The organism is Amycolatopsis sp. NPDC004747 (genome assembly GCF_053601335.1).
Genome location: NZ_JBSGBQ010000006.1, coordinates 149,806 through 170,753, shown reverse-complemented (window position 1 = coordinate 170,753; position 20,948 = coordinate 149,806). Strand labels below are relative to the sequence as shown.

Sequence of the window (20,948 nt, the reverse complement as noted above, 5' to 3'; positions counted from 1 at the left end):
GGACGGACGTGGGTGCGTCAGCGACCCGTGAAGGGAGGTGTTCAGTCAGGAGTGACGCCGGGCTGCTCGCCCGGGGTGCGCATCGAGTGGCGCAGGCCGGCGCGGCTCATCGCCGCGACGGCGGAGTCGACGGCCTCGGTCGCCCAAGAGGGGACGCCGAAGTTGAACCCGTCGAGGTGTCCACCGGGGGCCGTGGGGCCACCCGGGGCGGTGGGGACGGACGGCGCAACCGGAAGCTGCGCCGGCGTCAGCGGTGACGGCAGCTCACGGTGCCCGTCGCGGGACTGGCCCGCGGCACCGGTGACGTCGTCGTGCGAGAGAACCACCGGCATCGCGAGCGCGGTGGCGGGCGATGCGGCGGGAAGTTCGACCGGGGTCGCGGCGGCCGCATCGGACTGCTGTCCGATGCCCGTGACCGCCGGCTCCTGGCCGGCCGGGGCGAGGCCCGGGAGCAGGTTGCCGTGCTTGGCCGGGTCGAGCAGCTGCCACACCTGGCGGCCGAAGTCCGTGGCCGGCTCGGGCGTGATGGCCTGCTCGATGACCTGGCGGGTGTCCTCGGGCTTGCGGACGATGTGCTCGACCACACCCAGGGTGCGCTCGGCCGGGCTCACCACCGCGTCGTCGGCGAGGTCCGAGACCGAGTCGCCGACGCGCTCGGAGACCTCGCGCGGGAGGGTGCACCGGGCCGGGTTCCCGGACTGCGGCTCGCTCCACGTCGTCGCGTCCTGGTGGCAGCTCGCGGTGGTGACGTCGCCCGCGAAGTTCGCGGCACCGTGGTCCGCGTCGGCGATGCTGCCGTCGGCGGCTTCGGTGACGGGAGCGGTGCCGACCTGGACGGTCTCGGCGGACGCGGTGACGTCGGAAACGAGCCACGCGGCGGCGGTACCCGCCAGCGCGCCGCCGAGCACGAGCAGCGCACGCGACACGAGACGGCCGGCGCGCTTCGCGCCCTGCCCCTCGTTCGTCGCGCTGGTGGCCACTCGTCGTCTCCTCGTGCTGAGTTCGTGATCCGGCTGTTGCGGAAGCGACCTAATCAAACCGGCGCCGCGCCGCGCACCCTCGACACGACTTGATGCCCCCATCGTGTGAAAGACACACGGTGTAACCCGGTTTGACGTTCGGTGATCATGCCTGGCCGTCACGCGTGTCGGACGCGGCGGCGGGAAAACGGCCGAATCGGGCGGTCCAGCCGCTACGGTGAGCCGGTGACCCACGCGCGACGCGAAGACCCGTTCCTGCCGGAGCACGAGGACGTCACCGGGCTGATCCCCCGCGGGCTGCGCATCAGCGCGGCGCTCGCGTGGCGGTTCATCGTGGTGGTCGCGGCGCTCTACGCGGTGGTGTGGGCGATCGGCTACCTGGCCGTCGTCGTCATCCCGCTGGGCATCGCCCTGCTGGTTTCGGCGCTGCTCGCCCCGGCGGTGCAGAAGCTGGTCGCGGTCCGCTTCCCGCGCGGGCTCGCGACGGCGATCGTGCTGATCGCCGGGCTCGCCGTGCTGGCCGGGTTGCTGACGTTCGTCGTCACCCAGTTCTCCAGCGGCCTGCCGCAGCTGCAGAAACAGCTCAACGAGAGCCTCAACCAGATCCGGGACTGGCTGATCAACGGCCCGGTGCACCTGCGCCAGGAGCAGATCCAGGACTTCATCAACCAGGTCTTCGGCTTCCTGCAGAACAACCAGAAGTGGCTCACCGACACCGCGCTGACCACGGCGAGCACGGTCGGCGAGATCGTCACCGGCTTCCTGCTGACGCTGTTCATCACGATCTTCTTCCTCAGCGGCGGCGACGGGATCTGGACGTTCCTGGTCCGCGGCGTGCCCGCCCGCGTGCGCAACCGCGTCGACGTCGCCGGGCGCCGCGGGTTCGCGTCGCTGGTGAGCTACGTGCGGGCGACGGCGGCCGTGGCGGTCGTCGACGCCGTCGGCATCGGTATCGGGCTGTGGATCGTGGGCGTGCCGCTGGTGATCCCCCTGTCGACGCTGGTGTTCCTCGGCGCGTTCATCCCGATCATCGGCGCGGTGATCACCGGCGGCGTCGCGGTGCTGATCGCGCTGGTCACCAACGGCTTCATCGGCGCGGTGATCGTGCTGGCCATCGTGATCGGCGTGATGCAGCTGGAAAGCCACGTGCTGCAGCCGCTGCTGCTCGGCCGCGCGGTGAAGCTGCACCCGCTCGCCGTGGTGCTGGCCATCACCGCCGGTCTCGTCGTGGGCGGGATCGCCGGCGCGCTGATGGCGGTGCCGATCCTGGCCGTACTCAACGCGGGCATCCGGTCCCTGCTGCACGAGACCGACCCGGACCCGGCCGAGGTGAACGTCCTCAAGGACCAGGCCGCGCAGCCGAACGACGCCGAGCCCGGCACCCCGGGGGCGACGGTCCCGACCCGCGGCGAAGACGAGAAGTGAGCGTCCGGCGGACGCCCGACCCCGTCACGCCCATGTGGCGGGGCGTGCTGGCTTTCCGCGTCCTCACCTGGGCGTTCGCCTGCGGCACGGTGATCGTCCAGAGCGGTGAGTACCGGCGCGAGTGGCTCGCGTGGACGGTCCTCGGCGTGATGGCACTGTGGTCGGTCGTCAGCAGCTTCCTCTACCTGCGCGAGCGCACGCGGCCGCCGTCACTGGTCGTCTTCGACCTCGTGTTCACCACCGGGCTGCTGCTGACCTCGCCCTGGGTGCTCAGCGACGCGCAGTTCGCGCTCAACGTCCCGCTCATCACCACGGTGTGGGCGGCCGTGCCGCCGGTCGCCGCGGGCGCCCGGTTCGGCGCGGCAGGCGGGGTGCTCGCCGGGCTGGTCGTCGGCGTGGCGACCGCGCTGGCGCGGGAGAAGTTCGACCTCGACGTCGCCCGCGACGGCGTCCTGCTCGCCGCCGCAGGGCTGCTGGTCGGCATGGCTTCGACGATGGCCCGCCGGTCGGCGGCCCGGCTGGAGCAGGCGCTGCGGAAGGAAGCGGCGACCGCCGAGCGGGAACGGCTGGCCCGGTCGATCCACGACAGCGTGCTGCAGGTGCTCGCGCGGGTCCGCAAGCGCGGCAACGAGGTCGGCGGCGAAGCGGCGGAGCTGGCCCGGCTGGCCGGCGAGCAGGAGATCGCGCTGCGGTCGCTGGTGACGACCGAGCCGGTGCAGCTGACCGACAGCGGCACGATGAGCCTGCGCGCCGCGTTGCAGGTGCTCGCGACGTCGTCGGTGCAGGTCTCGGCCCCGGCGGACGACGTCGAGCTGCCCGCGCACGTCACCGGCGAGCTGGTCGCCGTGACCCGCGAAGCGCTGTCGAACGTCGAGAAGCACGCGGGCCCGGACGCGCACGCCTGGGTGCTGCTGGAGGACCTCGGCGACGAGGTCGTGGTGAGCATCCGCGACGACGGACCGGGCATACCGGACGGCGTTCTCGAGCAAGCCGCCGCGGAAGGGCACCTCGGCGTGGTGGAATCCATCCGGGGGCGGGTTCGCGACCTCGGGGGGAGCGCGACCCTCGACACCGGGCCCGGCCGGGGCACGGAGTGGGAGGTCAGGGTGCCGAGCACGAGGGGTGCGAAATGAGCGACGAACCGCGGATCTCCGTGATGGTGGTCGACGACCACCCGATCTGGCGCGACGGGGTGGCCCGCGACCTGACCGAACACGGCTTCGACGTCCGGGCCACCGCGCCGGACGCCGAGGCGGCGCTGCGGATCGCCCGGACCGTGCAGCCGGACGTCGTCCTCATGGACCTGAACTTGGGCAGCACGTCGGGGGTGGACGCGACCCGCGAGATCACCGCGGCGCTGCCGTCGACGAAGGTGCTGGTGCTCTCGGCGAGCGGCGAGCACAAGGACGTCCTGGAGGCGGTGAAGGCGGGCGCGTCCGGCTACCTGGTGAAGTCGGCGTCCGCGGTGGAGCTGGTCGACGCCGTCCACCGCACCGCCGCGGGCGACCCGGTGTTCACCGCCGGTCTGGCCGGGCTGGTGCTCGGCGAGTACCGGCGAATGGCCGACGCGCCGGCCGAGGGCGCCGAGCCGCCGCGGCTGACCGAGCGGGAAACCGACGTCCTGCGCCTGGTCGCGAAGGGGCTGACCGCGCGCCAGATCGCCGAGCGGCTCGTGCTGTCGCACCGCACGGTGGAGAACCACGTGCAGTCGACGCTGCGGAAGCTGCAGCTGCACAACCGCGTCGAGCTGGCCCGGTACGCGATCGAGCACGGCCTCGACGAGGAGTGACCCGCTAGGGCAGGACCGCGAAGCCCGACCAGTTGCCCTTCGGCAGCGCGGCCCGCGCCAGGCGCCACTGCGGTTCGCCGGGGTGCCAGGCGGCGAGGACGCCGTCGGCGAGCACCAGGTCACCGGCGTCCGACCAGTCGAAACCGCCACCGCGGCCGAGGTGCTCGGTGACGAACGGCATCCCGGGGGCGTGGTCCCAGGTCGGCCCGCCCGGGCGCAGCAGCCAGATGTCCCGCGTCTGCGTGCTGGTACTGCGGTAGGACGGGTTCGCGAAGTCGACGGCCCAAACGGCCCCGTCGCGCGCGGGCACCACGGTGGGCGCCGCGCCGATCGAGGGGCGGCTGAGCTTCTTGCTGCTGTTGTTCCGCAGGTCGACCAGGGTCAGGTCGGTCAGGCCGTCGAGCAGCAGCCAGTCGCCGGCGGCGCCGAGGATGCGCGGCGCCTGCCGGACCGTGCGGCCGGTCGCCGGCTCGATCAGGGCGTCGGTGGACTCGGCGGCGTCGGCGTTGATGGTGATCAGCAGGCCGTGCAGGGTCTCGTTCCGCACCCGGGTGCGACAGCTGGCGGGCTGGCCGCGGCCGAGCTCGCCACCGTCGAACGAGACGTGCTGGAGCCGGCAGTCGTCCGGCGCGTCCTGCCGGATCAGCCACACGCCTTCGCCTGCCGCGTCCGGCCCCGCCGACCAGGCGCGGCCGAGGGACCGCGGCGGGCTCGACGGCCCGGTGTACTCGAGGATCTCGAACGGCTCGGCGCCGTTGGGGTAGGTCGGGCGGGCGGTGAGGACGACGTGCTTCCCGGCCCGCACCACGTCCAGCCGGAGGTCGCCGCCGGGGTAGCCGGGCGGGGTGGCCACCGGGCCGTGGTCGGCGTCGAACAGGGTGGGGGCGACGGTCGGCAGCAACGCGGTGACACTGATGCCGCCGGTCGCCTGGATGCCGGAGAGTTCCGCCAGCGGCCCCGGGGGCGGTGGCGGCGGTGGGGGTGCGGCGTTGGTGCACCCGGCCAGCAGGACGGCAGCCGCGGCGACGGTGGCGCGGAATACGGGTCTGTTCAGGGTTTTCCCCCGATCTCCCTGGTGGGTTCCAGTTCTACCATCGTGGTCATGGGCGAGGAAGAGACCGCGGCGGCGGAACCGGTGACCGAAACCATGCCGTTGAGCGAGCGGGATCTCCGGGTGTCCGACGACGAGCGCGAACACGTCGTCGGTGTGCTCCAGAAGGCCATCGGCCGCGGCATGATCGACCTCGACGAGTTCACCGAGCGCACCGACCGCGCGCTGGCGTCGAGGACGCGCGGCGAGCTGAACGCCGTGCTGGCCGACCTGGCCGGCCTCTACCACCCGGCCGCGGCCCTCACGGCCGCGCCGGCGTACGCGCCTCCGGTGGGGTACCCCGGCTACGCGCCCGGGCAGCGCTTCGAGCTGAACGCGAAGTACTCGTCGCTCGTCCGCAGCGGGCCGTGGGTGGTGCCGTCGCAGCTGGTCGTGCGCAACAAGTACGGCTCGACGAAGCTGGACTTCACCGAGGCACAGGTGCAGTCGCCGGTGGTGTACATCGAGCTGGACGCCAAGTGGGGCTCGGTCGAGATCATCATCCCCGAGCACGCCGCGGTGGACCTCAACGCGATCGGCGACGTCAAGTTCGGCTCGATGGAGGACAAGACGCGCAGCAACGGGCGGCAGGGCAACCCGCGGTTCGTGCTGAGCGGCCGGGTCCACGGCGGTTCGCTGGTCGTCCGGCACCCGCGGCGCGGGCTCTTCGGCTAGCCGGGGCCCCTCTGCCCCCGGCGTCAAGAAGGCCTCCCCACCCAGGCATCGGGTGGGGAGGCCTTCGCTTTTCGCGGTCAGGAGCTCCGCAGGTTCCGCGCGGCGAACCAGACGAGGACGGCGAAGGCGACGGCGGCGAGCCCGGCGACGACGTGCAGCCCGGCGGGCAGGCCGTGGGCACGGACGACGGCGTTGCCCAGCGTGCCGACGGTGGCGAGGCCGAAGGCGTAGCCGAACTCGTTGACGGTCTGGGCCAGCGAAGCGGCCGCGCCCGCCTTGCGCACCGGAACCGACCCGACGACGAGGTCGGTACCCAGCGCGACCATCGGCCCGACCCCCAGCGACGTCACGGCGAACCCGAGCGAAGGCCACAGCGGCCCGGCGGCGGGATCCGCGAAAGCGAGGATCGCCATGCCGGCCGCGGCGAGGGCAACCCCACCGGCGATCAGCGCGCCGGTCCGGACCCGGCGGGCGAGGACGGGAGCGGCGAGGAAGCTGACGGTCGAGGCGGCCATCCCCGGCAGCAGCCCCAGCGCCGCCCCGACCGGCGACAGGTGCTGCGCGAGCTGGAAGAACTGGGCGACGAAGAGCATGGTGGTGCCGCCGAGCATGCTGAACAGCAGCATCCCGCCGAGGGTGGTCCGGAACGCCTTGGCGGCGAACAGCCCGAAGTCGACGAGCGGGTCGGCGAGGGTGCGCTGCCGCTGCACGAAGACGTAGCCGACGACCAGGCCGACCCCGAGGGCCAGCACCGGGACGAGGTGGACGCCATCGCGGGCGAGTTCCTTGACGCCGTGGACGACGGGCAGGATGGCGCCGAGCGAGAGCGCGACGCTCGGCAGGTCGAGGCGCCCGGCGGTCTCGTCGCGGTACTCCGGCAGCAGCTTCGGGCCGATGACCAGCAGCAGGACCATGGCGGGGACGCCGAGCAGGAAGACCGAGCCCCACCAGAAGTGTTCGAGCATGAAGCCGCCGACCAGCGGTCCGACGATGGCGCCGACGGTGAAGCAGCCGGCCCAGATCCCGATGGCTTCGGCCCGCTGGCGGGGGTTCTCGAACATGGTCCCGATGAGCGAGAGCGTCGAGGGAGCGAGCGTGGCCCCGGCAACACCGAGCGCGGCCCGGGCGGCGATGAGCATCCCGGCACTGGTGGAGAAGGCGGCGAGAATCGAGGCGGCCCCGAAGGCGGCGGCCCCGACGAGCAGCAGTTTCCGTCGCCCGATCCGGTCGCCGAGGGTGCCCATGGTGACCATGAAGCCGGCGACCATGAAGCCGTAGGTGTCCATGATCCAGAGCTGTTCGGTGCCATCGGCGTGCAGGCTGAGCGCGATCTTCGGCAGCGCGAGCACGAGCACGAAGACATCCAGCGAGACGAGCAGGGTGGGCAGGGCGAGCACGGCCAGCCCGATCCATTCCCGCCGCCCGGCCCGGACGTCTTCGACCGGGACGGCTGCTGCCGGGGCTGCTTCGGCCGGGCCGGAGATGGTGGCGGTCATGGTGGGGTCCTCCCGACTCGGGTGCTTCGCTTCTCACCTCTTCGTCGAGCGGCCGCGGCCGGGATCGACAACGGGCCGGATCTTTTTCGGGTCCGAACGCGACGAAGGCCGCCCCGGGGTCTCCGGGACGGCCGTTCGGGGCTTGGGGCTTGGGGCGGGCTGCCCACACCCCTCGGTCAATGTGGACAACCACGCTGGTTCAGGGTCGCACGGATCAGCACTGTCGGTGATGACCGATAGACTGAAAGTGGGGGGCGCCCCTGCGGGTGGGCATGATTCGCGCTCGGGCGAAACGATCGGACCGGCGGCAGTTCGGGGCTCGATCCACGGCGGCCCCCATGCGCCCGGCGGCCTGACCGCCGAGGCCGGCGGCCAGGTCGGCGTCGGGTGTCGGTGGCTCAGGGGCGGGCCGCCGCGCGGGCTGCCGTCGGGTTGGTCGTGGCCAGGGTTGCTTCCGCCAGCGCCTCGCACTCCGCGAGGGTCGTTGCCGCCAGGCTGGCTCCCACCGCGCGGACGGCCGGGGCGTTCATCGACAGGCTCGTCAGGCCCAAGCCCGCCAGGACCAGGGCCAAGCGCGGGTCGGCTGCCGCTTCGCCGCAGACGCCTGCCGGTTTGCCCGTGGCCTTGGCCGCGTCGCCGATCAGCTTCAGCAGGCGGAGGAGGCCCGGCTGCCACGGGTCGTTGAGCTTGGCCACCGCGCCCAGCTGGCGGTCCGCCGCGAACGTGTACTGGGCCAGGTCGTTCGTGCCCACCGAGACGAAGTCGACGGCCTCCAGGATCTCGCGCGCGCTCAGCGCCGCCGCCGGGATCTCGATCATCACGCCCGCGCGGGCGATGCCTGCCGCTCGGACCCGCTCGGCGAACCAGGCCGCTTCCTCGACCGTGGCCACCATCGGGGCCATCACCGACACCTCGGCGCCCGAGTCCGCCGCCGCGCCCGCGATCGCCTCGAGCTGGCGGTCCAGCACCTCGGGGCGGTCGAACGCCACGCGCAGGCCCCGCACGCCCAGCGCCGGGTTGGGCTCGGCCTCCGGGGAGAGGAACGCCAGTGGCTTGTCGGCGCCCGCGTCGAGCGTCCGGACGATCACCGGCTTGCCGCGGAACGGCGACAGCACCGCCGTGTACGCCGCGCGCTGGTCGGCGACCGATGGCTCGTCCGAGGCGTCCAGGTAGCAGAACTCCGTGCGGAACAGGCCGACACCTTCGGCGCCCGCGTCCGCCGCGGCCTGGGCGTCGGCCGGGGAGCCGACGTTGCCGTAGACCTTCACGCGGTGGCCGTCGGCCGTCGCGCCCGTGCCGTTCCACTCGGCGAGCTTGGCCACCTCCGCCGTGACGACCGGGGCCGACGGGTCGGCGACCTCGACCGTGCCCGTGTCGCCGTCGACCGCAAGCGCCTGCGCGTCCAGGGCCAGCAGCCCGCGTACCGCGACGACGGCCGGGATGCCCAGCGCCCGCGCCAGGATCGCGGTGTGGCTCGTGGGGCCGCCCTCCTCGGTGACCAGGGCGAGGACCTTCGCCGGGTCGAGGCCGGCGGTGTCGGCGGGCGCGAGGTCGCGGGCGACCAGCACGCTCGGCGACGCCAGCTCGGGCACGCCCGGCGGCGCGATGCCGAGCAGCTCGGCGATCAGCCGGTCGCGGACGTCACGGACGTCGCGGACGCGCTCGGCCATATACCCGCCGGCCGCGGCCAGTGCTTCGGCGAAGCCTTCGGCGGCCTGGTAGACGGCGCGCGCGGCGGGCAGGCCCTGGGTCTTGACCAGGGTTTCGGCCTGGGACGCGAGCGCCGGGTCGGCCGCCATCGCCGCGGTGGTGATGAGGATCGTGGCGGCCTCGCCGGTGGCGGTCTCGGCCTGTTTCTCCAGCCGGCCGGCGACGGTCGCGGCCGCGGGGGCGATCCGGGCGGCTTCGGCGGCCGGATCGGCCGGGGCGGGGGTGGCGGCGGGCTCGCCGAGCGGCTCCGCGACCCGGACGACGGGGCCACTCGCCCGGCCAGGACTGACGGCGACTCCTGCGAGGGACCGCTCGGGCGCGGCGGCAGCAAACTCAGGCATGGTCTAGACCATAGCTCAGGTACGCCTGGATATCTCGTGGTGGCGGGCACAAACCGCGCTGCCGTACCTGTTCGAGCACCGGACGGACCTCCTCGTGCCACCAGGAGTCGGCCAATTCGTCGCGGCTGCGCACGGGCCATCCGGCCAGCATACGGCGGAAACCCCAGGCCTCGGCCGAGTCGGCGAGCCGGAACCAGTCGGCCGGGTCGTCGAGCCACAGCCCGAGCCGGACGTCGTCCGGCAGCGGCACGCGCTCGAGGAACATGCGCTCCGCGGTCTTCGACGGCAGGTCCGCGAGCGTCAGGCAGCGCAGCGCGCAGGCGACCGTGCTGATCCAGCGGACCCGCGCGCGGATGGTCCGGGCGCCACGCGCACGCGCGATGCCGACCCGGTGGTGGCCGTCCTCGACGAAGAACATGTCGGAGAGCCGCACGAGCCGGACCGGCGGCAGGTCCGCCGACGTCCGGGTCAGCTGCTCCCAGCGGTCGCGCAGCGCGCGGTTGCGCGGCCGGAACTCGCGGTCGAAGTCCCCGGCGCGGGCGACCGTGCCGACGACACCTTCCAGGGGCACGTCGTAGACGCCTTCGTCGATCTCGGTCTGCTTGCCGAGCGCCTTGAGGGTCTCGTCGAGCGGCATGATCGCGAGCCGGTCGGGGCGGCGGGCGTCCGCGATCGCCCGCAGCTGAGCGGCGTAGCCGCGCCACCAGGCCGAGCCGAACGAATCGCCCACGTGATCTGCAACACGGCGGTCCGGGTGATCATTCCCCCAGGTCGGCGGCGGTGGGGTAGGACGGCTGAGCCCCGGGCCGCGTCACGCTGAACGCCGCGACGCGCACCGCTCGCTTCGCGGCGGCGACCAGGTCGGCGCCGTCCGCGAGCGACGCGGCGAGCGCGCCCGCGAAGGCGTCCCCGGCCCCGGTGGTGTCGACGGCCTCGACCTCGGGCGACTCCACCCGGCTCACCGAACCGGCTTCGACGACGACGGCACCGGCCGCGCCGAGCGTGACGACGGCCGCCCGCGGCCCGCGGTCGAGCAGCTTCCGGAAGTCCGCGCCGGGCCCGGTGAGCCAGGCGGCCTCGTGCTCGTTGACGAGCAGCACGTCGAGCTTGGCCAGCGTCTCCGGGGAGAGCTCCGCCGCCGGCGACAGGTTCAGCAGGACCCGCACACCCCGTTCGGCGGCCCGCGCGACAGCGTGCTCGACGGTCGGCAGCGGCACCTCCAGCGAGGCGACCATGACCTCCACCCCGTCGAAGACGGCGTCGACGTCGGCGGGCTCGAGGCTCGCATTGGCGCCGGGGGAGACGAGGATCGAGTTTTCGCCGTCCGGGGTGACGGTGATGTAGGCGATGCCGGTCGGCCGCTCGCTGGTGCGCACGAGCCCGGTGTCGACGCCGGCGGCGCGGAGCGAATCGAGCAGCAGCCTGCCGTAGAGATCGTCGCCGACGGCGCCGAGCAGCGCGACGTCGGCGCCGAGCCGGCCCGCCGCGACCGCGGTGTTGGCGCCCTTGCCGCCCGGCGAGAGCACGGTGTCGCCGCCCAGCACCGTTTCCCCGCCGCCCGGCCGCCGGTCCACCGCGACGACGAGGTCGGCGTTGGCGGATCCCACAACGAGCACGTCCGAGTTCATACCCCGCACTTTCCCACGAACCGGTCCGGGCCAGGTCAGCACCGGCAAGCAAGGGGAAAGTGAAGGTTTTTGTAACTTATCCGGGGCTGAGTGCGACAATCATGCGAGCAGCGGAAGCCCGTCACTCGATCGGGGGATGTCCGTCCCCCGGCCGTCACTTGGTGGCCCCGGTCCCGCTCTCCTGGTGCGTCATCGCGGAGACGTGGTGACGTTGCCCCGACCGGCGCGAGCCGGACAGGGCATCGGGTCGCCGGCGCCGATCACGTAGCCCCCCGAGTGATCGGCGTCGGCGGCGCCCCCTGCTCCTCGGCCGGGCGCCGGCGGCGGACCTCCCGTTGAGGCAAAATTCGTCGTACCAAGCACTTAGACTGTTCGGATGAGCCACCCCACGCGGAGGGGTCGCGCGCGTGCGGCTACCGAACTGGACATCCGGCGGACCGCCCGGAAGCTGCTCGTCGAGCAGGGTCCGGAGGCGGTCACGCTGCGCGCCATCGCGCGGGAGCTGGGGATCACCGCGCCCGCGCTCTACCGGTACTACGAGTCGCGTGACGACCTCGTCGAGAACCTGCGGCTGGACGTCTGCGCCGACCTGGCCGACGACCTCGCCGAAGACATCGCCGAGCTGCCGGACGACGGGGTGCTGCAGCTGTTCGCCATCTGCAAGGGCTTCCGGCGGTGGGCGCTCACCCACACGAAGGAGTTCACGCTGGTCTTCGCGTCGCCGACCGGGGGAATCGGGTCGACGTCGGGGAGCGCGCTGAGCCGGGTCGACGAGCCGTTCGGGCGGATCTTCCTCGCCGCCGCCGGCCGGGTGCTCGCCCGCCACGACATCGTGCTGCCGTCGGCGAGCAGCGTGCCCGACGAGCTGCGCGACGACCTGAAGACCTTCCAGGAGTCGCTGGTCGCCGTGCTCGTGGAGTCCGACCAGGGCGTGCCGGTCGAAAAGATCGACCTCGGCGTGACGTACCTGATGATCCAGTTCTGGGCCCGGATCTACGGGCACGTCACGCTCGAGGTCTTCGGCAACTACCCGATCCCGATGTCCAAACCGGACGTCCTGTTCGAATCGATGCTCGCCGACCTCGCGCGGGAGATCGGGCTCTACTCGGGTTAGGCCGCGTGGCCGCCGTCGACCGAAAGCACCGCCGCCGTCACGTACTCCGCGCCGGGTGAGGCGAGGTAAGCGACCGCCGCGGCCACTTCGGACGGACGGCCGTAGCGGTCGAACGCCGTCAGGGCGCGCTGGTCCGCCGCGTACGGGCCGTCGGCCGGGTTCATGTCCGTGTCCGTCGGGCCCGGGTGGACCAGGTTGACCGTGATGCCGCGCGGCCCCAGCTCGCGGGCCAGCGCCTTGGTCAGGCCCACCATCGCCGCCTTGCTCGTCGCGTACAGCGCCATGCCCGGGCCGGGCACGCGGTCGGTGACGCAGCTGCCGATGGTGATCACGCGGCCGCCGTCGGCCAGGACGCCGGCCGCGGCCTGGGTCGCCGCGAACACGCCGCGGACGTTCACCGCCAGCACGCGGTCGACATCTTCGATCGCGGTCTCGGTGAACGCGCCGACGAACCCGACGCCCGCGTTGTTCACCAGCACGTCCAGCCGGCCGAACTCGGCGACCGTCGCCCGGACCGCCGACGAAACCGCCGAAGCGTCCGCGGAATCCGCCTGGATCGCCAGCGCGCGGCGGCCGAGGTTCTTGATCTTGTCGACCACCTCGGCCGCCGGCACGCCGTTGTGCTGGTACGTAAGCGCGACGTCCGCGCCGTCCTCGGCGAGCCGCAGTGCGGTGGCCGCGCCGATGCCCCGGCTGCCGCCCGTCACCAGTGCCACCTTGCCGTCGAGGGTCATCCCCGGTTCTCCTTCGATCGAGCCGTTTTCGTTGACAGCTCAATCAAATCGGGAACGAACCACGACCACCGGCGGCTTTCGGACTCCGCGCTACAGGACGATGTTGACCAGCCGGCCCGGCACCACGATGACCTTGCGCGGCGAGCCGTCGCCGACCATGGTCGCGACCTTCTCGTCCGCCAGCGCCGCCGCCTGGACCTCGTCGTTCGAAGCGGAAGCCGGCACCGTGACCCGGGAGCGGACCTTGCCGTTGATCTGGATCGGGTACTCGACCGAGTCCTCCACCAGGTACTTCTCGTCCACCACCGGGAACGGGCCCTGCACCAGCGAGTCCACGTGGCCCAGCCGGTGCCACAGCTCCTCGGCCAGGTGAGGGGCCAGCGGCGCCAGCATCAGCACCAGCGGCTCGGCCAGCTCGCGCGGCGTCGCCGCGGCCCCGCCGTACACCTTCGTGACGTGGTTGTTCAGCTCGATCAGCTTCGCGCCGGCCGTGTTGAACCGCATCTCCGCGTAGTCCTCGCGGACGCCCGCGATCGTGCGGTGCAGCACCTTGCGGTCCGCCTCCGAAGCGTCCTCAGTGGACACCCGCAGCTCGCCGGTCGCCTCGTCGACGACCAGGCGCCACAGCCGCTGCAGGAACCGGTGCGCGCCCACGACGTCCTTGGTCGCCCACGGGCGCGACATGGCCAGCGGGCCCATCGCCATCTCGTAGAACCGGAACGTGTCGGCGCCGTAGTTCTCGGCCATTTCGTCCGGCGTGACGACGTTCTTCAGGCTCTTGCCCATCTTGCCGTACTCCTGGGTGACCTCTTCGCCCTCGAAGAAGTACTTCCCGTCGCGCTCCTCGACCTGCTCGGCCGGGACGTAGACACCTCGCGAGTCGGTGTACGCGTACGCCTCGATGTAGCCCTGGTTGAACAGCTTCCGGTACGGCTCCTTGGACGTCACGTGGCCCAGGTCGAACAGCACCTTGTGCCAGAACCGCGAGTACAGCAGGTGCAGCACCGCGTGCTCGACGCCGCCGACGTACAGGTCGACGCCGCCGGTGTCGTCCGCGCCGTACTCGCCGGGCCGCGGGCCCATCCAGTACTGCTCGTTCTCCGGCGCGCAGAACGTCTCGCTGTTCGTCGGGTCCAGGTAGCGCAGCTGGTACCAGCAGGACCCCGCCCAGTTCGGCATCGTGTTGATGTCGCGGCGGTACTTCTTGACACCGTCGCCCAGGTCCAGCTCGACCTCGACCCAGTCGGTCGCGCGCGCCAGCGGCGACGACGGCATCGAGTCGCGGTCCTCGGGGTCGAACGTCACCGGCGAATAGTCGGCGACCTCGGGCAGCTCGATCGGCAGCATCGACTCGGGAACGGCGTGGACCTCGCCGGCCTCGTCGTAGACGACCGGGAACGGCTCGCCCCAGTAGCGCTGGCGCGAGAACAGCCAGTCGCGCAGCTTGTACTGGACGGTCCCGGTGCCGGCGCCGTGCTCCGACAGCCAGTCGATGATCGTCTTCTTGGCTTCGGCGACGTCCATGCCGTCCAGGAAGCCCGAGTTGATCGCCGGGCCGTCACCGGTGAACGCCTTGCCGTCGAAGCCCTCGGACGGCTGCACGGTCCGGATGATCTCCAGGCCGAACTTCTCGGCGAACTCCCAGTCGCGGACGTCCTGGCCGGGCACGGCCATGATCGCGCCGGTGCCGTAGCCCATCAGCACGTAGTCGGCGACGAAGATCGGGATCTGCTTGTCGTTGACCGGGTTCGTGGCGTACGCGCCGGTGAAGACGCCGGTCTTCTCCTTGTTCTCCTGCCGGTCCAGCTCGGACTTCCGCGACGCGGCGACGCGGTACTCCTTGACGGCGTCGGCGGGCGTCGCCGCACCACCGGTCCAGCGAGAATCGACATCCGCGGGCCACTCCGCCGTGACCAGCTTGTCGACCAGCGGGTGCTCCGGTGCCAGCACCATGTACGTGGCGCCGAACAGGGTGTCCGGGCGGGTCGTGAAGACCTCGATCGCGTCTTCGCCGGTCTTGAAGGTGACCCGGGCGCCGTGCGAGCGGCCGATCCAGTTCCGCTGCATGGACTTGACCTTCTCCGGCCAGTCCAGCAGGTCCAGGTCGTCGACCAGGCGGTCGGCGTACGCGGTGATCCGCATCATCCACTGCCGCAGGTTGCGGCGGAAGACGGGGAAGTTGCCGCGCTCGCTGCGGCCGTCGGCGGTGACCTCTTCGTTCGACAGCACGGTGCCCAGGCCCGGGCACCAGTTGACCGGCGCTTCGGAGATGTACACCAGCCGGTTGTCGTCGATCACCCTCTTCCGCTCGGCCGCGCTCAGCGCCGCCCAGTCACGGCCGTCCGGCGTCGGGCGGGAGCCGTCGGCGAAGGCGGCCTCCAGCTCGGCGATCGGGCGTGCCTTGCCCGCCTCGGTGTCGTACCAGCTGTTGAAGATCTGCAGGAAGATCCACTGCGTCCAGCGGTAGTACTCGGGGTCGATCGTGGAGATGCGACGGCGCTCGTCGTGGCCCAGGCCCAGGCGCCGGATCTGGCGCAGGTAGGTCCGGATGTTCTCCTCGGTGGTCTTGCGCGGGTGCTGCCCGGTCTGGACCGCGTACTGCTCGGCCGGCAGGCCGAACGCGTCGAAGCCCATCGTGTGCAGCACGTTGCGCCCGATCATCCGGTGGTAGCGGGCGAAGACGTCGGTGCTGATGAAGCCCAGCGGGTGCCCGACGTGCAGGCCGGAGCCCGACGGGTACGGGAACATGTCCTGGACGAACAGCTTGTCGCTGGGCACCGGCTGCCCCTCGACGGCGAGCGGCCCGACGGGGTTCGGCGCGTGGAAGGTCCCCTGGTCGGCCCAGTGGTCCTGCCAGCGCTGCTCGATCTGACCGGCCAGCGCGGCCGTGTAGCGGTGCGCCGGGACGTCGGTCCCTGTCGCCTCAGTCATCGCCGTCATCCTTTGGTTTCGAGCCACTCCAGAAACAACTCGACCCCTCAGCCACCAGGGCATGAGGGGTCGCCGCGCCGGCCGGGCCGGGCCCGGTCAGCGCGGCAGGCTAAGGAGCAGCCGAGCCGTGTTCATGTGCACATCGTAACTTGCTGGTCAAAGCCGTTCCGAGGGGACCGCCAGTGCGACGAACTGGGTGACCTGGGTCGCGGAGAAGTTGTTGTCGCTGACCAAGATCAAGCTGCGCTCGCCGTTCGGCAGCTTCGGGCCCCAGGTCATGCCCTCCAGGTTGTCCACAGTGGACAGGCCGAGGTCGGCCGCGTCGAAGAGGAACCGCTTCTTCACCGGCTTCACGTGCTTCGCGTCGGCGAGGGACTTCACGTTCAGGACGTTCGTCGCGCCCGAGGTGTCGATCTCGTAGACGCGCACCTTGTTGCCCACGCCGGTGCTGAACGAGCGCTCCATCATGAGGAACTTCGTCGGGTCGGCCTGGTCGACGGCCAGCATCGAGGAGACGCCGGTGGTGGCGAACGCCGTCGGCGGCACCGGCGCGGCGAACAGCGGCTCCTGCGGGTAGGCGTACTGGGCCAGGACCGGCCCGAACCGCGTCTGCAGGGTGATCCGCGAGAGCGCGCCGGACGTCGTCGTCGCCTCCGGGCCGTCCTGCAGCAGCGGGCCCTCGACCTCGCTGGCCAGCAGCGCGCCGAAGCCGGTGAACGTGATGCCCTCGAGGACGAGGTTCTGCCGCGGGCCGGCCGTCGGCGTCATCTTCTCGTTCGCGGGGATCGGCAGGTCGCGGACGTATTCGCCGTCGCGGCGGGCCTCGCGGACCGACGGGTCGATCAGCGTCGTCGCGGTCCGCTCGCCCTCCTGCGACCAGTAGTAGTCACCGGTCCAGGGGTCGACGCGCAGCTCTTCGGGGTCGATCGTCTGCTCGTTCTGCGGCTTCGACGGGTCGTTCTGCGCGAGCGGCGGGTATGGCGTGCCGTCCGGGCGGAGCAGCGGCTTCGTGCCGGTGAAGGTGACGTCGCCGACGCCGTGGGCGGTGACCGGGAACTGCGCGGTGTAGAACCGGGCCGGGTTGATCGCCGACCGGTCGTCGCAGATCAGCGCGTAGCCGCCGGTCCGCGGGTCGTAGTCGATGCTGGACAGGCCGCCGACCGTCGTGCCCTGGAACGGCAGGGCGTTGGGGACGATCTTCTCGCCGAGCAGCCGGATCGGCCGCTGGTGACTCTCGGTGGCGCTCGCCGGCGTCGCGGCGAGGATTCCCCCGATCAGGGCAGCGGCCAGGACGGTGGGCAGTACACGCGGTGACATGGCCTGTAGCACAGTCGATCAGGGTATCCGGCAGGTTGCCGGGACGTCACGCTTATCCTTGACCCGTGTTCGCTATCGCGCTGGTTCCGGTCGTGCTGGGTCTGCTCGTCGGTTTTGGTGGGTTCCTCGGGTTCCGCGAGCGCTTGACGCGCGAGGGCGGCACCGGAGTGCGCACCGAGGCGTCGCTGCGCAGCGAAGAGGCGTTCAAGCTGGCCAACCGCGTCGCGGGCCTGCCGACCATGGCCGGGGGCGCGATCGCCGTGCTCGCCGGGCTGGCCGGGCTGGCCATGCCGACGACCGGCCTGCTGGTTTCCGCCGCGCTCGCGGGCGTGCTCGCGATGCTCGTGCTGGTCATGGGCGGTGGCGTGCTCGGCAACCGGGCCGCGCTGACCGTGCCCGCCCCGGCTCCGGCGGCGCCCGCCGGCTGCAGCGGCTGCGCGTGCGGCGCCGGCGGCTGCGGCGTCTTCAAGAAGGACGAGGCCTAGTTCCTTTGGAGGTCGCCCGGATGGGTGGCCAGCAGCGCCAGCGGGATGCCCTGGCGGCGCAGGACCTGGCTCCACAGGTCGCCGTCCGGTGAAGCCAGGATGTCGCTCGGCAGCGCGGGCACGATGACCCAGTCTTCGCGCTCGATCTCGCCGGCCAGCTGACCCGAGTCCCAGCCCGCGTACCCGGCGAACACGCGCACGCCGCGGACCTTCGGCACCAGCGCTTCGGGATCGGTGTCCAGGTCGACCAGCGCGACCGGGCCGCGGACCGCGATCACCCCCGGCACGCTCGCCGCCGTTTCGCCGGTGCGCAGTGCGGCCAGGCACAACGCGGTCTTCTTCTCGACCGGACCGCCGACGAACACGGCCTGCGGCTCGGCGACGTGCCCGCCCCAGTTGGGCAGCACGTCGTGCACCGCGACGTCGCTCGGCCGGTTCAGGACCACGCCGAGCGTGCCCTCTTCGCGGTGATCGATGACGAACACCACGGTCCGGCGGAAGTTGGGGTCGACCATGGTGGGGGCGGCGACCAGGAGCGTTCCCGGTTCAACCTCGGCGTCCGCTGGCACGCGACCCATGATCCCACCCTTGGCCCGGCGAATTACTTCGGCTCGGGAACAATCGCCCCACGAGCCCCGTTTGAAACATGTGGCCGGCGCACTCCGTGTCCCCCGGGCTCACTGAAGAACCGCCTTTGTGGAATACCGTCCGGCTGGAGCCACACTGCGCATAGCCGCCGAGAGGCGACCTCAGTGCGTCGGCCACCCCTGTTCGGCGGCTGCGCCACCTTCCCGATGGCCGCACTGAGGGTGTTCACCCGGGGGCAAGCCCCCGGACCCCCGAGTGCGTCGGCCAGGTCCTGTTCGGGGCCGTTCCCTTGACCGATGCCCCACACTCAGGTCTTACCCTTGGCTTCGTGACGATCAGCGCCCGCTCGGCGACCGTGCGAAGAGGCCCTCGGGAACTGCTCAAGGACCCGGACTTCCGGCGTCTCCTCTTCACCCGCTTCGCCGCGAGCTGGGGCGACGGCGTCTTCCGCGCCGGCCTCGCCGGAGCCGTCCTGTTCAACCCCGAACGGGCCGCCGATCCGCTGGCCATCGCGGGCGGGTTCGCCGCGCTGCTGCTGCCGTACTCGGTCGTCGGCCCCTTCGCCGGTGCCCTGCTGGACCGCTGGGACCGGCGAAAAGTCCTGATCTTCGCGAACCTCCTGCGCGGGCTGGCGATCGCCTGCGCGTCCGCCGCCGTCGGGCTCGGGTTCGGCGGGCTCGGCCTGTTTTCGCTGGCCCTGGCCGCGGAAGGGATCTCCCGTTTCATCGGCTCGGGCCTCTCCGCGTCGCTGCCGCACGTCGTCGAGGAAGAGAGCGTCGTGACGGCGAACGCCTTCGCCACGACGCTCGGCTCGGTCGTCGCCGTCATCGGCGGTGGCTGCGCGATCGGCTTGCGCGCGCTCTTCGGCAGCAACGACGTCGGCTCGGCGGAGACCACGGCGTTCGCGGTGCTCGGCACGCTGGTCTCGGCGTTGATCGCCCGCGGCTTCGCCCGCGGCGTGCTCGGGCCGACGGTGGTGGACGAACCCACGAACCCGGTGCTGGCCGTCGCGCGGGGGCTGGCCGACGGCGCCCGGCACGCGTGGCGCGCGCCCGGCGTCACCGCCGGGTTCATCGCGCTGTTCGCGCACCGGGCGGCGTTCGGGGTGTCGCTGCTGGTCACCGTGCTGCTGATGCGCAACTACTTCACCGACCACGGCGTCTTCCGCGCCGGCCTGCCCGGGCTGGGGCAGATGGCGGTGCTCGCCGGCGCCGGGCTGCTGCTGGCCGGGCTGCTGACCGCGCGGATCATCCGCCGGTTCGGCCGGCTGCGCGCGATCCTCGGCGCGTTGCTGCTGGCGGCGATCGCGCAGTCCGCGTTCGGCCTGCCGATGGTGCTGCCGCTCGCGCTGCTCGCGTCGTTCGTGATCACCGGCGCGGGTCAGGTGCTCAAGCTGTGCGTCGACTCGTCGATCCAGCTCGACGTCGCCGACGAAGCCCGCGGCCGGGTGTTCGCGCTGTACGACACGCTGTTCAACATCACGCAGGTGGCGGCGGTTTCGCTGGGCGCGCTGGTCGTGCCGGACGACGGCCGTTCGCCGGGCCTGCTCATCGCCGCGACCGTCTGCTACTTCGTCGGCGGAGCGGGGTACGCGCTCGCCCGGCGGCGGGCGATTCGCTGACGCAAACACCCGAACCGGTCACGATGACTGCTCCATTGGCATTAGGGTGACGAGCAGTCATTAGTAGTTTCGAGGGACACCGGGGGCACCTGTGACCACCGCGGGCGACGACCGTGCGCAGCTGGAAGCGCGCAATGCCGCGATGAAGGACCGGATGGACACCCTCCTGGAGAACTTCGAGCGGCAGACCGCCCAGCTGCGTGACGCCCAGGCCGCGGCCGCCGAAACCACCGCCCAGGTGAGCTCGCCCGATGGGCTGGTCCGCGCCACCATCGACGCCGGCGGCAGCCTCGCGAAGCTCGAGTTCGCCCCGAACACCTTCGAGCGCACGACGCCCGCGCAGCTCGCGAACACCGTCCAGTCGCTGGTGCGCCAGGGATCGCTGCAGGTCAAGCAGAAGATCGCGAACCTGATGGCGCCGATCACCGAGGGCCTGCCCGACCTCGCCGACCTGGTCGAAGGTGCGCCGTCGCTGGCCGGGCTGGTGCCGCCGATCCCTTCGTTCGACGAGCTCGCCGAGGAACCGGCGGCGCCGCGACCGGAGTCGTTCGAAGAGGGCGGCTCGATCCTGCGCAACGAGCAGGCCGCGCCGCCGCCGCCGATGCCGGCCCCGAAGCCCACGCCGAAGCGCGTCCGCCCGCCGCGTGAGGACGACGAAGAGCCGCCGTCGTCGTGGATGACGAGGGGCGACTGATGCCGGACGGGGGTTCCGGGTTCACCGCGGAGCCGGAGGCGGTCCTGCGCGCGTCGAACGGCCTGGTGACGGCGGCTGACGCGCTCGACAACGCGGCGAAGGCGCTGCAGTCCGCGCTCGCCGCGCAGGGCGAGTGCTGGGGCGGGGACGACTCCGGCAAGGAGTTCGCCAAGGACTACGTACCGGGCGCGCAGGGCGCCGTCGAAGGCTTCACCAACCTCGTGGCGGGGTTGCGGGGGATGCAGCAGAACGTCAGCAAGTCGATGAAGGCCCTGTCGGGGGCCGACGAAGACGTGACGTCCCAGCTGGGCAAGGGGCATTGACGCGTGG

General features: G+C 72.0%; 19 protein-coding genes. 9 read left to right on the top strand and 10 right to left on the bottom strand.

Translation table 11 applies throughout. The features are described 5' to 3' along the window. Positions 1-41: 41 nt before the first annotated feature. The gene (locus ACWEGE_RS11860; RefSeq protein WP_449660412.1) at positions 42-980 is read right to left on the bottom strand and encodes a hypothetical protein; all 939 of its coding nucleotides are present in this window, start codon (positions 978-980) and stop codon (positions 42-44) included. Positions 981-1,205: 225 nt separating this feature from the next. On the opposite strand from ACWEGE_RS11860, the gene ACWEGE_RS11855 reads away from it, so the two are divergent. From ACWEGE_RS11855 to ACWEGE_RS11845, 3 genes are read left to right on the top strand one after another with little or no spacing between them, the layout of a single operon-like run. Further along, positions 1,206-2,405, top strand: a complete 1,200-nt coding sequence (locus ACWEGE_RS11855) for an AI-2E family transporter (protein WP_449660411.1) — start codon at positions 1,206-1,208, stop codon at positions 2,403-2,405. After that, positions 2,402-3,538, top strand: a complete 1,137-nt coding sequence (macS, locus tag ACWEGE_RS11850) for a MacS family sensor histidine kinase (protein WP_449660410.1) — start codon at positions 2,402-2,404, stop codon at positions 3,536-3,538. Before ACWEGE_RS11855 ends, macS begins: the two co-directional genes overlap by 4 nt. After that, a complete protein-coding gene (locus tag ACWEGE_RS11845) occupies positions 3,535-4,194 on the top strand; it encodes a response regulator (RefSeq protein ID WP_449660409.1) in 660 nt (219 codons plus the stop codon). The genes macS and ACWEGE_RS11845 overlap by 4 nt, the downstream gene beginning before the upstream one ends. A 4-nt stretch (positions 4,195-4,198) precedes the next feature. Here ACWEGE_RS11845 and ACWEGE_RS11840 read toward each other — a convergent pair whose 3' ends face one another. Further along, positions 4,199-5,095, bottom strand: a complete 897-nt coding sequence (locus ACWEGE_RS11840) for a hypothetical protein (protein WP_449660408.1) — start codon at positions 5,093-5,095, stop codon at positions 4,199-4,201. Positions 5,096-5,296: 201 nt separating this feature from the next. Here ACWEGE_RS11840 and ACWEGE_RS11835 point away from each other — a divergent pair, with 201 nt between their 5' ends. Then, on the top strand, positions 5,297-5,959 hold the full coding sequence (locus tag ACWEGE_RS11835; RefSeq protein ID WP_449660407.1) for a DUF1707 SHOCT-like domain-containing protein: 663 nt from the start codon (positions 5,297-5,299) through the stop codon (positions 5,957-5,959). Positions 5,960-6,036: 77 nt separating this feature from the next. Here the strand turns inward: ACWEGE_RS11835 and ACWEGE_RS11830 are convergent, their stop codons facing one another. From ACWEGE_RS11830 to ACWEGE_RS11815, 4 genes are all read right to left on the bottom strand, one after another. Next, positions 6,037-7,455, bottom strand: coding sequence for an MFS transporter (locus tag ACWEGE_RS11830; protein WP_449660406.1), 1,419 nt, complete (start codon positions 7,453-7,455; stop codon positions 6,037-6,039). Positions 7,456-7,853: 398 nt separating this feature from the next. Beyond that, positions 7,854-9,506: a phosphoenolpyruvate--protein phosphotransferase gene (gene ptsP, locus ACWEGE_RS11825; protein WP_449660405.1), complete on the bottom strand. Its 1,653-nt coding sequence runs from the start codon at positions 9,504-9,506 to the stop codon at positions 7,854-7,856. Then, positions 9,499-10,236 (bottom strand): hypothetical protein, encoded by a 738-nt coding sequence (locus ACWEGE_RS11820; protein WP_449660404.1) that lies wholly within the window; start codon positions 10,234-10,236, stop codon positions 9,499-9,501. Before ACWEGE_RS11820 ends, ptsP begins: the two co-directional genes overlap by 8 nt. 28 nt (positions 10,237-10,264) lie before the next feature. Continuing rightward, positions 10,265-11,134, bottom strand: a complete 870-nt coding sequence (locus ACWEGE_RS11815; protein ID WP_449660403.1) for a ribokinase — start codon at positions 11,132-11,134, stop codon at positions 10,265-10,267. A gap of 376 nt (positions 11,135-11,510) precedes the next feature. Between ACWEGE_RS11815 and ACWEGE_RS11810 the strand changes: the two genes are divergently transcribed. Beyond that, the gene (locus tag ACWEGE_RS11810) at positions 11,511-12,248 is read left to right on the top strand and encodes a TetR/AcrR family transcriptional regulator (protein ID WP_449660402.1); all 738 of its coding nucleotides are present in this window, start codon (positions 11,511-11,513) and stop codon (positions 12,246-12,248) included. On the opposite strand, the gene ACWEGE_RS11805 is transcribed toward ACWEGE_RS11810, so the two are convergent. The 3 genes from ACWEGE_RS11805 to ACWEGE_RS11795 all read right to left on the bottom strand — a co-directional run bounded on the left by ACWEGE_RS11805 (position 12,245) and on the right by ACWEGE_RS11795 (position 17,230). After that, positions 12,245-12,982 (bottom strand): SDR family oxidoreductase, encoded by a 738-nt coding sequence (locus tag ACWEGE_RS11805; protein WP_449660401.1) that lies wholly within the window; start codon positions 12,980-12,982, stop codon positions 12,245-12,247. The genes ACWEGE_RS11810 and ACWEGE_RS11805 overlap by 4 nt on opposite strands. Before the next feature lie 90 nt (positions 12,983-13,072). After that, complete coding sequence (leuS, locus tag ACWEGE_RS11800; protein ID WP_449660400.1) at positions 13,073-15,913, bottom strand: leucine--tRNA ligase; 2,841 nt, start codon at positions 15,911-15,913, stop codon at positions 13,073-13,075. A gap of 156 nt (positions 15,914-16,069) precedes the next feature. Then, positions 16,070-17,230 (bottom strand): esterase-like activity of phytase family protein, encoded by a 1,161-nt coding sequence (locus ACWEGE_RS11795; protein WP_449660399.1) that lies wholly within the window; start codon positions 17,228-17,230, stop codon positions 16,070-16,072. A gap of 65 nt (positions 17,231-17,295) precedes the next feature. Here ACWEGE_RS11795 and ACWEGE_RS11790 point away from each other — a divergent pair, with 65 nt between their 5' ends. Beyond that, positions 17,296-17,715, top strand: coding sequence for an SdpI family protein (locus ACWEGE_RS11790; RefSeq protein WP_449660398.1), 420 nt, complete (start codon positions 17,296-17,298; stop codon positions 17,713-17,715). Here ACWEGE_RS11790 and ACWEGE_RS11785 read toward each other — a convergent pair. Beyond that, entirely contained in the window at positions 17,712-18,293 is a 582-nt protein-coding gene (locus ACWEGE_RS11785) for a YqgE/AlgH family protein (protein WP_410562893.1), read from the bottom strand. The genes ACWEGE_RS11790 and ACWEGE_RS11785 overlap by 4 nt on opposite strands. Before the next feature lie 338 nt (positions 18,294-18,631). Here ACWEGE_RS11785 and ACWEGE_RS11780 point away from each other — a divergent pair, with 338 nt between their 5' ends. The 3 genes from ACWEGE_RS11780 to ACWEGE_RS11770 all read left to right on the top strand — a co-directional run bounded on the left by ACWEGE_RS11780 (position 18,632) and on the right by ACWEGE_RS11770 (position 20,941). Next, positions 18,632-19,924 carry an MFS transporter gene (locus ACWEGE_RS11780; RefSeq protein WP_449660397.1) on the top strand — a complete coding sequence of 431 codons (1,293 nt, stop codon included), beginning with the start codon at positions 18,632-18,634 and terminating at the stop codon, positions 19,922-19,924. Positions 19,925-20,015: 91 nt separating this feature from the next. After that, on the top strand, positions 20,016-20,618 hold the full coding sequence (locus ACWEGE_RS11775; RefSeq protein WP_449660396.1) for a YbaB/EbfC family nucleoid-associated protein: 603 nt from the start codon (positions 20,016-20,018) through the stop codon (positions 20,616-20,618). After that, on the top strand, positions 20,618-20,941 hold the full coding sequence (locus ACWEGE_RS11770; protein WP_449660395.1) for a WXG100 family type VII secretion target: 324 nt from the start codon (positions 20,618-20,620) through the stop codon (positions 20,939-20,941). The genes ACWEGE_RS11775 and ACWEGE_RS11770 overlap by 1 nt, the downstream gene beginning before the upstream one ends. The last annotated feature ends 7 nt before the right edge of the window (positions 20,942-20,948 follow it).

Bases quoted from the DNA above. Each gene is read 5' to 3' on its own strand.
- ACWEGE_RS11845 (WP_449660409.1), top strand. From the start codon at position 3,535: ATGAGCGACGAACCGCGGATCTCCGTGATGGTGGTCGACGACCACCCG.
- ACWEGE_RS11835 (WP_449660407.1), top strand. From the start codon at position 5,297: ATGGGCGAGGAAGAGACCGCGGCGGCGGAACCGGTGACCGAAACCATG.
- ACWEGE_RS11830 (WP_449660406.1), bottom strand. From the start codon at position 7,455: ATGACCGCCACCATCTCCGGCCCGGCCGAAGCAGCCCCGGCAGCAGCC.
- ptsP (WP_449660405.1), bottom strand. From the start codon at position 9,506: ATGCCTGAGTTTGCTGCCGCCGCGCCCGAGCGGTCCCTCGCAGGAGTC.
- ACWEGE_RS11815 (WP_449660403.1), bottom strand. From the start codon at position 11,134: ATGAACTCGGACGTGCTCGTTGTGGGATCCGCCAACGCCGACCTCGTC.
- ACWEGE_RS11810 (WP_449660402.1), top strand. From the start codon at position 11,511: ATGAGCCACCCCACGCGGAGGGGTCGCGCGCGTGCGGCTACCGAACTG.
- ACWEGE_RS11805 (WP_449660401.1), bottom strand. From the start codon at position 12,982: ATGACCCTCGACGGCAAGGTGGCACTGGTGACGGGCGGCAGCCGGGGC.
- leuS (WP_449660400.1), bottom strand. From the start codon at position 15,913: ATGACTGAGGCGACAGGGACCGACGTCCCGGCGCACCGCTACACGGCC.
- ACWEGE_RS11795 (WP_449660399.1), bottom strand. From the start codon at position 17,230: ATGTCACCGCGTGTACTGCCCACCGTCCTGGCCGCTGCCCTGATCGGG.
- ACWEGE_RS11785 (WP_410562893.1), bottom strand. From the start codon at position 18,293: ATGGGTCGCGTGCCAGCGGACGCCGAGGTTGAACCGGGAACGCTCCTG.
- ACWEGE_RS11770 (WP_449660395.1), top strand. From the start codon at position 20,618: ATGCCGGACGGGGGTTCCGGGTTCACCGCGGAGCCGGAGGCGGTCCTG.